The organism is Inquilinus sp. CA228 (assembly GCF_052078665.1).
Taxonomy (GTDB): Bacteria; Pseudomonadota; Alphaproteobacteria; order DSM-16000; family Inquilinaceae; genus Inquilinus.
On sequence record NZ_JBQJIK010000031.1, the window covers coordinates 1 to 12,060 of the forward strand.

Consider the following 12,060-nt stretch of genomic DNA (forward strand, 5'->3'; position numbering starts at 1 on the left):
CAATCCGTCTCCGTCATTCTCGTCAACATCGCCGACCTCCGAACCAGCCGGCATTCCATGAATCACATCGAGTCTCTTGGCGGAATCCTCAAACCGATACCTGAGTCAATTCGTCCACACTGCCTAGCTTAGTCGAACCGAGGTCCAGATCCTCGAAAAGGTGGTTGAAATCCTCCTCACTTTCCGTGCCCATCGTCGACTTTTGGATATTGTCGAGAATGCGGCTCAGGTCATCGAGGATGAAGTTGTTGCCCTTCTGCGCGCCGCGTTGAGCGATTGAGGCGAAGAGCTCTGACGGCTTCAGGAAGTACCCCAACTCCTCAACGGCTTCTGTGCGAACCGCTTCCAGCACCTCCTCGCCTTCCGTGGCTCCTTCGACAATGTCAGTAAATTCAATGCCGTCAGGTTCAAGGATGCCGTTGGCGTAGAGGCGCATCCTCTCGGAGAGGTACTTAAAGAAGATGAAGCCCAGGATGTAGTCCCGAAACTCGTCCGCATCCATCTTGCCGCGTAGGTCGTTGGCGATGCCCCAAAGCGCCTTTTCCAGCTCTTTCTTCTGCGCTTCCGTCATGCGCTCTATCATACCCCCAGATAGCGTTGCCCAGCCTCTACTAGGCGAAAGCCCGTGCTTGCCCAGAGGTTTCAGGCAGGCTCGCCTCAACTGACATTTGGCGTGAGGATGAGCAGCCTCTCTGGCATGGGCAGTGAATCACGCAGCGAGCCTAGAACGGGAGCTACTGTCCAGTCCACTCGCTGGATAGAGCGACGGGCCGACCGACGCCTTCCGGCTGTGAGTTTGTGAACGCAATGTCCACTTGCGTTAACCCGCGACTCTCGTTCATGATACGTTCTATGGACATGGCGCAATCCGATTCCGACGAGATCCGGCCGACCGATCCCGACATGAAGTGGACGGGGTGGGCGCTGGACTCGCTGCGTGAACTGGTCACGATCGACTTGCGCACCAAGCGGATCATCTCGACGCAGCAGCAGGCGATGCCGGCAAGGGGGGAGTCGATCCCCGATTTCGACCTGAAGCAGTCGCGGCTGTCCCGGTCGGTGCGGCTGTCGATCGCCATGACCGAGCGAATCCGCGCCAACTATCTGATGCGCCGGACAAAGCGCAAGGAGTCGGGCGAGCAGGAGCACCGCCGGCAACGGCGGGAGCAGGCCGCCCAGGCCGTGGCCGAAGCGGTCGCGCAGCCCGAGGACGTCGAGTACATGCGGTCCTGGGTGTGGGAGAAACTGGTCGAGGACGAGATCCTGGACGAGCAGCTCGACACGCTGTCGGCCGAGGAGTTCGTGCGCGAGGTCTGCCGCAAGATCGGCCGCCCGCCGAATCCGGCCTGGCAGCCGCGGGGCTGGGACGATGCCGCCGACATCGACGGCGATGGCACCGTCGTCACGCCCGTCAGGTGCGTGGACCTGGTCGCTGTGAGCCCCACGGCCGCGGAGGGCTGGGCCGAGCCGCCGGAGGAGTCCGGAGACGGCTGCCTGCCATCCCGACCGCCGAAGCCCGACAGCAGCTGAGCGCCGCCGCGGTCGCGATATGCCCTATCTCCATGACACATCGACGTGCTTCGCCTCTTCCGCCCGCGGGAGGGGCTGGAGGTGCTTGCGATTCCGGGCGAGGGGAGGGGCCGCGGGAGAGGCACACAGGAAGGTCCCCTGCGAGCGCCCGGGCCTGCGGCCCGGGCGGTGCCTAGAAAGACGGCGGGGTGCAGGCCGAGACGATCTCCGCTGCCTCCTCGCCGACCACGCGGAAGCGGTGCGGCAGGCGGCTCTGGAAGTAATAGGCGTCGCCGGGGCCGAGGATGCGGCGGCGCGGGCCGACCGTCAGCTCCACCCGGCCGCGGATCACCACGCCGCCCTCCTCGCCGGCATGGCTCAGCGCCGTCGGGCCGGTGTCGGCGCCCGGCGCCAGCCGCTCGTGCAGGATCTGCAGCGCCCGGCCGGACAGGTCGCAGCCCACCTGGCGGTAGGAGATCAGCCCGTCGGGTCCGTCCGAGCCGCCGCCATGCCCACCGAGTTTCCCCGCGATCTCGGTCAGCTCGGCTGCCGGGAAGAACACCGGGTCCTCCGGCCCCTCGGGCAGGGCGAAGAACGCGGCCAGGCTCAGCGGCAGCCCGTCCAGCACCCGCTTCAGCGAGCCGATCGAGGGGCTGGCGCGGTTCTGCTCGATCAGCGAGACGGTGGCGTTGGAGACGCCGGCGCGCCGCGCCAGCTCGCGCTGGCTCAGCCCGTGCTCCTCGCGCAGCCGCCGCAGCTTGCCGCCGATGTCGATCCCCGCGTCATCGGCGCCGGAGAGCGGAGGGGCGGCCGCAGCATCGGCCATGGGTGTTTTCCTGTTCGAAATCCCGAACGCCGGCATCGGAGCGGCCTCCGCCGGCGCTTTTCGCATTCTCCGGGGCGCGCGCCCGCTTGTCCAGCGATCCGGGCGGTCCTAGGCTTCCCTCCGGCCCCTCATGATCCGGGGGCGAACCGGCCCGAGCGTTCGGTTCCCTCCACAGCCGACCGGAGTCTTGCCATGGACGATGCCCCCTTGGACGTTATCTCGGCCCGCGGCGACCTGCGCGCCCCGAACAACCTCGAATCCTTCTGGATGCCGTTCACCGCGAACCGGTCGTTCAAGGCGGCGCCGCGGCTCTACGCCTCGGCCAAGGGCATGTACTACACCACGGTCGACGGCCGCCAGGTGCTGGACGGCACCGCCGGCCTGTGGTGCGTCAACGCCGGCCACTGCCACCCCAAGATCGTCCAGGCGATCCAGGACCAGGCGGCGGAGATGGACTACGCCCCGTCCTTCCAGATGGGCCACCCCAAGGCGTTCGAGCTGGCCTCCCGCGTCGCCCAGCTGCTGCCGGGCGACCTCGACCACGTCTTCTTCGCCGCCGGCGGCGGGTCCGAGGCGGTGGATAGCGCCCTGAAGATCGCCCTGGCCTATCAGCGCCAGATCGGCCAGGGCACCCGCACCCGGCTGATCGGGCGCGAGCGCGGCTATCACGGCACCGGCTTCGGCGGCATCTCGGTCGGCGGCATGGTCGCCAACCGCCGCACCTTCGGCACCATGCTCAGCGGCGTCGACCACATCCGCCACACCCACGACCTGGCGCGCAACGCCTACAGCCGCGGCCTGCCGCAGCACGGGTTCGAGCTGGCCGACGACCTGGAGCGGCTGGTCGCGCTGCACGACGCCTCCACCATCGCCGCGGTGATCGTCGAGCCGGTGGCGGGCTCCACCGGCGTGCTGATGCCGCCCAAGGGCTATCTGCAGCGGCTGCGCGAGATCTGCGACAAGCACGGCATCCTGCTGATCTTCGACGAGGTCATCACCGGCTTCGGCCGCCTCGGCACCAGCTTCGCCGCCGACTATTTCGGCGTGCAGCCGGACATGGTGACCATGGCCAAGGGCCTGACCAACGCCGCCGTCCCGGCCGGCGCCGTCGGCGTGCGCAAGCACATCTACGACGCCTTCATGACCGGGCCGGAGCACATGATCGAGCTGTTCCACGGCTACACCTACTCGGCCCATCCGCTGGCCATGGCCGCCGGGTTGGCGACCCTCGACGTGTACCGCGAGGAGGGGCTGTTCGAGCGCGTCGCCGAGCTGGCGCCGTACTGGGAGCAGGCGCTGCACAGCCTGAAGGGCACCCGCCACGTCATCGACATCCGCAACCTCGGCCTGATCGGCGCGGTGGAGCTGGAGCCGATCGCCGGCCGCCCGACCGCCCGGGCCTACGACCTGTTCATCAAGTGCTTCCAGAAAGGGGTGGGCATCCGCACCACCGGCGACATCGTCGCTTTGTCGCCGCCCTTCATCATCGAGAAGTCCGAGATCGACCGCCTGGTCGAAACCATGCGCGAGACCCTGCAGACCCTGGACTGAGGAGGGGGCAGGGGCCGGAGCCGAAGCCAGCCGCCAAAGCAAAACGAGTCCCCCCTCCCCTCGCGGGAGGGGGGTAGGGGGAGGGGGTTCGTGCCGCAAGAGCCGTCACCGGTCTTGTAGTACCGCGCATCCGGAGCGAAACTGGAACATACCCTGAACCGCGCGTAGACGAACCCCATGGACACCCAGCCAGGCTTCCAGCTGCCGCCGCTCGCCGCGGTCCGGGTGTTCGAGGCGGCGGCCCGCCACCTCAGCTTCACCCGCGCGGCGGCGGAGCTGGGCATGACCCAGGCGGCGGTCAGCTACCAGATCCGCCTGCTCGAGGACCGGGTCGGCGCGCCGCTGTTCCTGCGCCTGACCCGCAAGGTGGCGCTGACCGAGGCCGGGGCGCGGCTGGCGCCGGTGCTGACCGAGGCGCTGTCGCGCATGGCCGGGGCCTTCGCCGCGCTGCGCGACGACGCCGGCGGCGGGCTGCTGTCGGTCACCACCGTGCTGACCCTGGCCTCGAACTGGCTGGTGCCGCGGCTCGGCCGGTTCCAGGCCGCCCATCCCGGCACTACGGTGCGGGTCGACACCGGCCAGAGCAACGTCGACTTCACCCGCGGCGAATACGATCTCGGCATCCGCTACGGCCGCGGCGTCTGGCCCGGCCTGGCCGCGCATCCGCTGATGCCGGTCGACTGCACGCCCTTGTGCAGCCCGGCCCTGCGCGACCGCGCCGGCGGCCTCGCCCATGCGCGCGACCTGCTGGCCGTGCCGCTGCTGTGGGACGACGCCGACGCCTGGCAGCGCTGGTTCGCCGCGGCGGGGGTCACGGTGCCGGTCTCGGTCGCCGACAACGGCCTCCGGCTCGACACCCAGCAGATGATGGGGCAGGTGGCGAAGGCGGGGCAGGGCGTGGCGCTGCTCAACCCGCTGTTCTTCGCCGAGGAGCTCGCCGCCGGCCAGCTGGTGCAGCCCTTCCCGACGCTGCTGCGCGAGAACGGCGCCTACTACATCGTCTATCTCGAGACCCGCCGCGACGTCCCGAAGATCGCGCTGTTCCGCGACTGGCTGCTGGCCGAGGCGGCGGGGAGTGGTTAGCTCCGATCGAACCCCAGGTCCCGGCGCAGCTGGTCGGACAGCGACTTCGGATCAAGCATCCGGCCGCCGGCCGGGCGCAGCAGCCGGCTGGCGGCGGCGCGCAGGGTGGAGAGCAGGCCGCGCCGAGGGCGAAGCCGGGGGATCGGGCGCAAAGGCGCCCGCTGAACGATGCTGGTCATCTCGGTCTCCTGGGGACCCGGAACGCATCAGCTCTGTTGATGGGTTCGACGGGCCGGTCGTTGCGATGGGCTCTGTATGAGAGGAATATCGGGGTTCCGCGGGCGTTCGACCAACGCGTTCTCGATAAGCAACGGATAAGCTGTCTTTATGGATGAAGGATCAGCCTCGCGCCTGCCGCCGCTGCCGGCCATCCGGGTGTTCGAGGCGGCGGCGCGCCACCTCAGCTTCACCAAAGCGGCGGCGGAGCTGGGCATGACCCAGGCCGCGGTCAGCTACCAGATCCGCCTGCTGGAGGACCGCGTCGGCGCGCCGCTGTTCCTCCGCCTGACCCGCAAGGTGGCGCTGACCGAGACCGGCGCGCGGCTGGCGCCGGCGGTGACCGAGGCGCTGGCCCGGCTGGTCGGCGCCTTCGCCGCGGCGCGCGACGACACCGGCGGGCCGCTCTCGATCACCGCGATCCACACCTTCGCCACCAACTGGCTGGTGCCGCGGCTCGGCCGGTTCCAGCTGGCCCATCCCGGCATCGCCGTGCGGCTCGACACCAACACCAGCCTGGTCGACTTCACCCGCGGCGACAGCGACATCGGCATCCGCCACGGCATGGGCGTCTGGCCCGGCCTGGTCGCGCACCCGCTGATGCCGATCGAATACACCGCCCTGTGCAGCCCGGCGCTGCGCGACCGCGCCGGCGGGCTCAAGGATCCGCGCGACCTGCTGCGGCTGCCGCTGCTGTGGGACGGCGGCGACGCCTATTGGCAGCGCTGGTTCGCCGCCGCCGGCGTGGTCGTGCCGGAGTCCGTGTCCAATGGCGGCCTGCGGCTCGAGAACCAGCAGATGATGGGCCGCGCGGCGCAGGCGGGGCAGGGGCTGGCCCTGGTCAACCCGACCTTCTTCCTCGACGAGCTCGCCGCCGGCGAGCTGGTCCGGCCCTTCCCGTTCCACATCCGCGACGAGGGCTCCTACTACCTGGTCTATCTCGACAGCCGCCGCGACGTGCCGAAGATCACCGCCTTCCGCGACTGGGTCCTGGCCGAGATCGCCGCGGATGAGAGGCAGGAGGGCCGGGTTGGCCCGTCATAGCCCCGCCGTCGTAGGTTGGGTTCGCGGCAAGCGAACCCAACATCGGGCCGCCGCAACAGCGCCCTCAGGAAGGACGCGTCACCCCGTCATAAGTCAGGATCGCCCCATACAGCTCCGGCCGGCGGTCGCGGAACAGGCCCCAGCTGGCGCGCTGGGCCCGGATGGCGTCGAGGTCGAAGCGCGCGACCAGCACCTCCTCTTCGGTGCGGCCGGCCTGGGCCACCAGCTCGCCGGTCGGGCCGGCGATGAAGGAGGAGCCGTAGAAGGTCTGGCTGAAGCGCTCGCCCTGCTCGGTGCCGATGCGGTTCGAGGCGACCAGCGGCACCAGGTTGGCGCCGGCATGGCCCTGCATCACCCGGGTCCAGTGCGGCTGGCTGTCCAGCCCGCCATCCTGCGGCTCGCTGCCGATCGCGGTCGGGTACAGCAGCACATCGGTGCCCAGCAGCGCCATGCAGCGCGCCGCCTCCGGGTACCACTGGTCCCAGCAGATGCCGCAGCCGACCTTGCCGTAGCGGGTCTGCCACACCCGGAAGCCGGTGTCGCCGGGGTTGAAATAGAACTTCTCCTCATAGCCCGGCCCGTCCGGGATGTGCGACTTGCGGTAGACGCCCAGCACGCTGCCGTCGGCATCGACCATGGCGATCGAGTTGTAATAGGCGTTGTTGGCGCGCTCGAACACGCTGACCGGCATCGCCACCTGCAGCTCCGCCGCCAGCCGGCGGAACCGCTCCACCACCGGATGGCCGTCGATCGGTTGGGCCAGGGCGAAGTGCGTCTGCAGCTGGTCGCGGCAGAAATAGGGGGCGGCGAACAGCTCCTGCGGCAGCACGATCTGGGCGCCGCGGCCGGCGGCCTGGCGCACCAGCGCCTCGACCCGGTCCAGGGTCTCGGCCTCGTTCCAGGTGCAGAAGGTCTGGGTGGCGGCGACGGTGACGGTGGTCTTGGCGGATCCTCAGACGGTCTGGCGCCGGCGCGGCCGGCTGTCGGCGGCGCTGGTGCGGCCGCGGGCGCGGCGGCGCTCCTTCAACTGCCGCAGCACGGCCAGCCGCCAGGCGTTGTCGGCGTCGCGCCAGGCCGCGATCTCGTCGCCCGTGCGCAGGCAGCCGGCGCACAGCCCGGTCCCGGTCTCGAGCGTGCAGACGCCGGTGCAGGGCGAGACGATCGGGGGCAGGTCGGCGGGCGGGAGTTCGGAGTCCATGGCCCCTTCCAGGTAACCCGCCCGCGGGCCGGGTTCAAGGCGGCGCGTGCCGGCCGCGGCCGTGGTGTCGTGACCGGGCGAGGCCGGGTCGCAGGCGCGATGGTCGCCGGAGCCTCGGGGCGTAGCATCGGGACTCTGCGAGAAGGATTGCCCGCGATGACCGACGCCTCCACCCCATCGGCCCCCCTGCCATCGGACGAGACCCAGGACACCGGCCGGTCCGGCCGGCGCGGCCGCGGCGGCGCCGAGGCTCGGCGCGCCCTGCGCCGCGGCGGCGGGCTGCAGCAGCTGAAATACATCTCGCGCAAGATCCCGCTCTACGAGGTGCTGAAGACCGACGGGCTGGAACTGATCGAGCACAACGCCGACACGGTGCTGGAGGAGATCGGCCTCGAGTTCCGCGACGACGAGGAGACGCTGGAGCTGTGGAAGGCGGCCGGCGCCGACGTCAAGGGCACCCGCATCCGCTTCCCGCGCGGCCTGTGCCGCCAGCTGGTGCAGGCCACCGCGCCGCGCGAGTTCGCCCAGCATGCGCGGAACCCGGAGCGCACGGTGCAGATCGGCGGCGGCAACACCGTCTTCGCCCCGGTCTACGGCCCGCCCTTCATCCGCACCCTCGACGAGGGCCGCCGCTACGCCCGGATCGAGGATTTCCGCAACTTCGTCAAGCTCGCCTACATGACGCCGGTCATGCACCATTCCGGCGGCACCGTGTGCGAGCCCGTCGACCTGCCGGTGAACAAGCGGCATCTCGACATGGTCTATTCCCACATCAAATACTCCGACAAGCCGTTCATGGGCTCCGTGACGGCGCCGGAGCGGGCCGAGGACACGGTCGCCATGGCGCGGCTGGTGTTCGGCGAGGAGTTCGTCGACCAGAACTGCGTGCTGATCAGCCTGATCAACGCCAACTCGCCGATGGTGTGGGACGGCACCATGCTCGGCGCCTTGAAGACCTATGCCCGGGCCAACCAGGCGGTGATCGTCACGCCGTTCATCCTGGCCGGCGCGATGGCGCCGGTGACCAGCGCCGGCGTGCTGACCCAGACCCTGGCCGAGAGCCTGGCCGGCATGGCCACGGCGCAGCTGTGCCGCCCCGGCGCGCCGGTCGTGTTCGGCTCCTTCGCCAGCTCGATCTCGATGCAGTCGGGCGCGCCGACCTTCGGCACGCCGGAGCCGGCGCTGGTGCTGTACGGCGCCGCCGCCCTGGCCCGGCGCCTCGGCGTGCCGTTCCGCTCCGGCGGCTCGCTCTGCGGCTCCAAGGCTCCGGACGCGCAGGCGGCGTTCGAAAGCGCCAACACCCTGCTGCCGACCATGCTGGGCGGGGTCAACTTCGTGCTGCACGCCGCCGGCTGGCTCGAGGGCGGCCTGGTCAGCTCCTACGAGAAGTTCATCCTCGACACCGACCAGCTCGGCATGATGCAGGTGATGGCCGAGGGCATCGACCTCAGCGAGAACGGCCAGGCGATGGACGCGATCCGCCAGGTCGGGCCGGGCAGCCACTATCTCGGCTGCGACCACACCCAGCGCAATTTCGAGAACGCCTTCTACCGCTCGACCGTCGCCGACAACAACTCCTACGAGCAGTGGGAGGCCGAGGGCCGGCAGGACGCCTCGCAGCGCGCCAACAAGATCTGGAAGCGGATGCTGGAGGAGTACGAAGCGCCGGCGATCGACCCCGCGATCGACGAGGCGCTGCAGGACTTCATGCGGCGCAAGAAGGACAGCATGCCCGACGCCTTCACCTGAGGCTTACTCGGGACTCCAGGCGAACAGCTCCAGCGGCTCGGCGAAGCCCTTCAGCGGGTGCGGGCCGATGCTGCGGCAGCCGGGCCGGCCCAGCAGCGCCACGAAGCGCGGCGACATCAGCAGCGGCTCGCCGGTGGTGGCGCAGGCGGTCTGGATCCGGCTGACCAGGTTGACGTCGCGGCCGATCACGGTGAAGTCCAGCCGCCCGCCGGAGCCGATGTTGCCATAGGCGACCTCGCCGTGATGCAGCGCCACCCCGGCGCTCAGCGGCGTGCCGGCCTGGGAGACGGAGTGGATGCGGTCCAGGGCCAGGCGGGCCGCCCCGAAGGCCGCGGCGCAGCTGGCCACCGCCCCGTCGTCCAGGTGGAAGAACGCCAGCACCGCGTCGCCCATGAACTTCAGCACCTCGCCGCCGCCGGTGGTGATGGCCGGGACGATCTGGTCGAAATAGAGGTTGAGCCGGTCCAGCATCTGCTCGGGCGGCAGCCGGTTCGACAGCACGGTGAAGTCGCGCAGGTCGCACAGCAGCAGCGCCGCCTCCAGCGTCTCGACATCGCCGCGCCGGATATGCCCGTCCAGGATGCGCCGGCCGGTGATCGGGCCGACATAGGTGTTGAGCATGGTCGCCTCGGCCGCCCGCAGCAGGCGGATCTCGCAGACGCCGCGCAGGGCCGGGACGACGCGCTCGAAGGCTGCCCGGTCGGCCGGCGCGAACCCTTCCGGCCTCCGCGTGGCGAAGACGGCGGCGCTGGCCGGGCCCTGGCCCATCACCAGCGGTGCGACGATGGCGGCGCGCAGCCCGCGGCCCTGGAAGAAGTCGAGCTCCTCCATCCCGGCCATCTCCTCCGGCGTCGCCAGGCTCAGCCAGGCCTGTCCCTCGGTGGCCCGGCGGATCGGGTTGGTGGCGTAGAAGGGCAGGCGCTCGATCGAGATGTCGCGGTCGCGCAGTTCCACCGGCTCGCCCTCCGTCCAGGCCAGGGTGCGGGCAAGGATCTGCGGGTGCAGGGTGCGCAGGTGCAGGCTCAGCCGGTCGATCGGCAGGCCCAGCGCGCGCAGCAGGCGGCCGAGATCGGCCAGCATCTCCGTGTTCGAGGCGTCGTGGCATTCGTCGCTCGACAGCCATTCGATCAGGTCGGCCAGTCCGGCATCGGGGCGGGGTTCGATCATGGTGGCCGATTATAGGATCACCGCCGCGGCCCCGGCCATCGCCAATCGGGGCGATGCGTGCCAGATCCTCGTGCCGCCACGCGCCTTACCGCGCGTGGATGAACGTCTCCGGCGTGCCGTCTTCGGGATTGACGAAGATGACGTCCTTGGGATCGCGCCGCGGGGTGTCCACCGAGAGGAAGACGACGGGGCCTTCGATGATCTCCGGAAAGGCGTGAACGGTGCCGCGCGTGAAGAACAGCAGATGTCCGGGGGCGAACTCTCCCTTGTTCTCCGGGCTGCCGATCCAGAACGTGCTGCGGCCCGAGAGGACGTAGAGATACTCGTCGCAGGTCGCGTGGTAGTGCGGCGGCGTGGCCCGATAGACACGGAAGACGCGGGCGCTCGCCGCCGGTTCGTTGGTCAGATAGGTGTCCAGCAGCAACGTGTCCGAGGTGGGCGGGAACGATCTCGCGATCTCGTTCACATCGAACCGGCCGAAGGCGGGACGGTCGTTTTCGGGCTTCATGGCGGAGACTCCAGATGGCACGCCGCGTCGGTCATTCCGGAACCGCGCATTGCGCCGCCGAGAGATGGCTGCCGATCTCAGGGGCGACAAGAATGAGGGATCGATTGTCGCAGCCGGTCCGGTACGCTGGCGGCGTTTGTATTGCAGGCCGGGCGGAACCGACCGATAACCATGCGTTATCAAGTCGCATTCCGGAGGCCCGATGGTCATCCGCCAGCTCGAATACCTCGTCGCGCTCGCCCGCGAGAAGCATTTCGCCCGCGCGGCGGAAGCCTGCAGCGTGTCGCAGCCAGCCCTGTCCACCGCCCTGCGCCAGCTCGAGGACGAGCTGCAGGTGCCGATCGTCGAGCGCGGCCACCGCTTCCAGGGCTTCACCCGCGAAGGCGCCTGCGTGCTCGACTGGGCCAAGAAGATCCTGGCCGACCGCGACGGCCTGGCGCAGGAGCTGGCGATGCTGCAGCAGGGCCTGGCGGGCAGGCTGCGGATCGGCGCCGTGCCCTCGGCCCTGCCGATCGTGTCGCTGATCACCTCGCCCTTCGCCCAGTCGCATCCGGCGGTCACCGTCTCGGTGCTGTCGCAGACCTCGATCCAGATCGAGGCCGGGCTGGAGAATTTCGAGATCGATGTCGGCGTCACCTATCTCGACAACGAGCCGCTGCGCCATGTCCGCAGCCTGCCGTTGTACCAGGAGGACTACATCCTGCTGATGCCGGCGGATCAGGCGGCGGCATCGCGCCGCACCATCCGCTGGGTCGAGGCGGCGGAGCTGCCGCTGTGCCTCTTGACCCCGACCATGCAGAACCGGCGGATCATCGACGGCATCTTCCGCTCGGTCGGCTGTTCGCCGCATGCGGCGGTCGAGACCGACAGCATCATCAACCTGTGCTCGCATGTCCGCTCCGGCCCCTGGTCCAGCGTCATGCCGCGGGCGCTGCTGCACCTGTTCGGGGTGCCGGCCGGGACCCGGGCGCTGCGCCTGGTCGAGCCGGAGGCGACCCGCACCGTCGGGCTGGTGATGGCCGACCGCGACCCGCCTTCGCCCTTGGCCCGCGGCCTGTTCGACACCGCCCGCACGCTGAACCTCGACGCCGAGCTGCAGGGCACGCCGCTGCAGCCGCCTTCTTCATAAACGCTGTTTATCAATTCATCCGGGCTTTGTATTTGAATCTGGTATACGCACCCGTCCATCCTGAATCCTGTCGGGTGGCA

At 69.7% G+C, this 12,060-nt stretch carries 13 protein-coding genes; 6 read left to right on the forward strand and 7 right to left on the reverse strand.

Annotated elements, in window-relative coordinates; translation table 11 throughout:
- Window positions 1-88 precede the first annotated feature (88 nt).
- Window positions 89-571, reverse strand: coding sequence for a type I restriction-modification system subunit M N-terminal domain-containing protein (locus ACTOWL_RS16850; RefSeq protein ID WP_441322412.1), 483 nt, complete (start codon window positions 569-571; stop codon window positions 89-91).
- A 281-nt stretch (window positions 572-852) separates the two neighbouring features.
- Here ACTOWL_RS16850 and ACTOWL_RS16855 point away from each other — a divergent pair, with 281 nt between their 5' ends.
- Complete coding sequence (locus ACTOWL_RS16855; RefSeq protein WP_441322413.1) at window positions 853-1,530, forward strand: hypothetical protein; 678 nt, start codon at window positions 853-855, stop codon at window positions 1,528-1,530.
- Between the two features lie 172 nt (window positions 1,531-1,702).
- Here the strand turns inward: ACTOWL_RS16855 and ACTOWL_RS16860 are convergent, their stop codons facing one another.
- A complete protein-coding gene (locus tag ACTOWL_RS16860; RefSeq protein WP_441322414.1) occupies window positions 1,703-2,335 on the reverse strand; it encodes a cupin domain-containing protein in 633 nt (210 codons plus the stop codon).
- Window positions 2,336-2,527: 192 nt separating this feature from the next.
- On the opposite strand from ACTOWL_RS16860, the gene ACTOWL_RS16865 reads away from it, so the two are divergent.
- Both ACTOWL_RS16865 and gcvA (ACTOWL_RS16870) read left to right on the forward strand, forming a co-directional pair.
- On the forward strand, window positions 2,528-3,886 hold the full coding sequence (locus tag ACTOWL_RS16865; RefSeq protein ID WP_441322415.1) for an aspartate aminotransferase family protein: 1,359 nt from the start codon (window positions 2,528-2,530) through the stop codon (window positions 3,884-3,886).
- A gap of 177 nt (window positions 3,887-4,063) precedes the next feature.
- On the forward strand, window positions 4,064-4,969 hold the full coding sequence (gene gcvA / locus ACTOWL_RS16870; protein ID WP_441322416.1) for a transcriptional regulator GcvA: 906 nt from the start codon (window positions 4,064-4,066) through the stop codon (window positions 4,967-4,969).
- Here gcvA (ACTOWL_RS16870) and ACTOWL_RS16875 read toward each other — a convergent pair.
- A complete protein-coding gene (locus ACTOWL_RS16875; protein ID WP_441322417.1) occupies window positions 4,966-5,148 on the reverse strand; it encodes a hypothetical protein in 183 nt (60 codons plus the stop codon). The two genes, gcvA (ACTOWL_RS16870) and ACTOWL_RS16875, sit on opposite strands and share 4 nt — an antisense overlap.
- A 148-nt stretch (window positions 5,149-5,296) precedes the next feature.
- Between ACTOWL_RS16875 and gcvA (ACTOWL_RS16880) the strand changes: the two genes are divergently transcribed.
- Complete coding sequence (gene gcvA / locus ACTOWL_RS16880) at window positions 5,297-6,229, forward strand: transcriptional regulator GcvA (protein WP_441322418.1); 933 nt, start codon at window positions 5,297-5,299, stop codon at window positions 6,227-6,229.
- A 64-nt stretch (window positions 6,230-6,293) separates the two neighbouring features.
- Here the strand turns inward: gcvA (ACTOWL_RS16880) and aguB are convergent, their stop codons facing one another.
- Window positions 6,294-7,112 carry an N-carbamoylputrescine amidase gene (aguB, locus tag ACTOWL_RS16885; RefSeq protein WP_441322490.1) on the reverse strand — a complete coding sequence of 273 codons (819 nt, stop codon included), beginning with the start codon at window positions 7,110-7,112 and terminating at the stop codon, window positions 6,294-6,296.
- Window positions 7,113-7,181: 69 nt separating this feature from the next.
- On the reverse strand, window positions 7,182-7,427 hold the full coding sequence (locus ACTOWL_RS16890) for a DUF1289 domain-containing protein (protein WP_441322419.1): 246 nt from the start codon (window positions 7,425-7,427) through the stop codon (window positions 7,182-7,184).
- 156 nt (window positions 7,428-7,583) lie between these two features.
- Here ACTOWL_RS16890 and ACTOWL_RS16895 point away from each other — a divergent pair, with 156 nt between their 5' ends.
- Window positions 7,584-9,176: a trimethylamine methyltransferase family protein gene (locus ACTOWL_RS16895; protein ID WP_441322420.1), complete on the forward strand. Its 1,593-nt coding sequence runs from the start codon at window positions 7,584-7,586 to the stop codon at window positions 9,174-9,176.
- Window positions 9,177-9,179: 3 nt separating this feature from the next.
- On the opposite strand, the gene ACTOWL_RS16900 is transcribed toward ACTOWL_RS16895, so the two are convergent.
- Together ACTOWL_RS16900 and ACTOWL_RS16905 are read right to left on the reverse strand one after the other, a co-directional pair.
- A complete protein-coding gene (locus ACTOWL_RS16900; RefSeq protein WP_441322421.1) occupies window positions 9,180-10,343 on the reverse strand; it encodes an adenylate/guanylate cyclase domain-containing protein in 1,164 nt (387 codons plus the stop codon).
- A gap of 85 nt (window positions 10,344-10,428) precedes the next feature.
- On the reverse strand, window positions 10,429-10,851 hold the full coding sequence (locus tag ACTOWL_RS16905) for a cupin domain-containing protein (protein WP_441322422.1): 423 nt from the start codon (window positions 10,849-10,851) through the stop codon (window positions 10,429-10,431).
- Between the two features lie 202 nt (window positions 10,852-11,053).
- Here ACTOWL_RS16905 and ACTOWL_RS16910 point away from each other — a divergent pair, with 202 nt between their 5' ends.
- Window positions 11,054-11,980: a LysR family transcriptional regulator gene (locus tag ACTOWL_RS16910; RefSeq protein ID WP_441322423.1), complete on the forward strand. Its 927-nt coding sequence runs from the start codon at window positions 11,054-11,056 to the stop codon at window positions 11,978-11,980.
- The last annotated feature ends 80 nt before the right edge of the window (window positions 11,981-12,060 follow it).

Coding starts and splice junctions, on each gene's coding strand:
- ACTOWL_RS16850 (WP_441322412.1), bottom strand. CDS start 571: ATGACGGAAGCGCAGAAGAAAGAGCTGGAAAAGGCGCTTTGGGGCATC.
- ACTOWL_RS16855 (WP_441322413.1), top strand. CDS start 853: ATGGACATGGCGCAATCCGATTCCGACGAGATCCGGCCGACCGATCCC.
- ACTOWL_RS16860 (WP_441322414.1), bottom strand. CDS start 2,335: ATGGCCGATGCTGCGGCCGCCCCTCCGCTCTCCGGCGCCGATGACGCG.
- ACTOWL_RS16865 (WP_441322415.1), top strand. CDS start 2,528: ATGGACGATGCCCCCTTGGACGTTATCTCGGCCCGCGGCGACCTGCGC.
- gcvA (WP_441322416.1), top strand. CDS start 4,064: ATGGACACCCAGCCAGGCTTCCAGCTGCCGCCGCTCGCCGCGGTCCGG.
- ACTOWL_RS16875 (WP_441322417.1), bottom strand. CDS start 5,148: ATGACCAGCATCGTTCAGCGGGCGCCTTTGCGCCCGATCCCCCGGCTT.
- gcvA (WP_441322418.1), top strand. CDS start 5,297: ATGGATGAAGGATCAGCCTCGCGCCTGCCGCCGCTGCCGGCCATCCGG.
- ACTOWL_RS16890 (WP_441322419.1), bottom strand. CDS start 7,427: ATGGACTCCGAACTCCCGCCCGCCGACCTGCCCCCGATCGTCTCGCCC.
- ACTOWL_RS16895 (WP_441322420.1), top strand. CDS start 7,584: ATGACCGACGCCTCCACCCCATCGGCCCCCCTGCCATCGGACGAGACC.
- ACTOWL_RS16900 (WP_441322421.1), bottom strand. CDS start 10,343: ATGATCGAACCCCGCCCCGATGCCGGACTGGCCGACCTGATCGAATGG.
- ACTOWL_RS16905 (WP_441322422.1), bottom strand. CDS start 10,851: ATGAAGCCCGAAAACGACCGTCCCGCCTTCGGCCGGTTCGATGTGAAC.
- ACTOWL_RS16910 (WP_441322423.1), top strand. CDS start 11,054: ATGGTCATCCGCCAGCTCGAATACCTCGTCGCGCTCGCCCGCGAGAAG.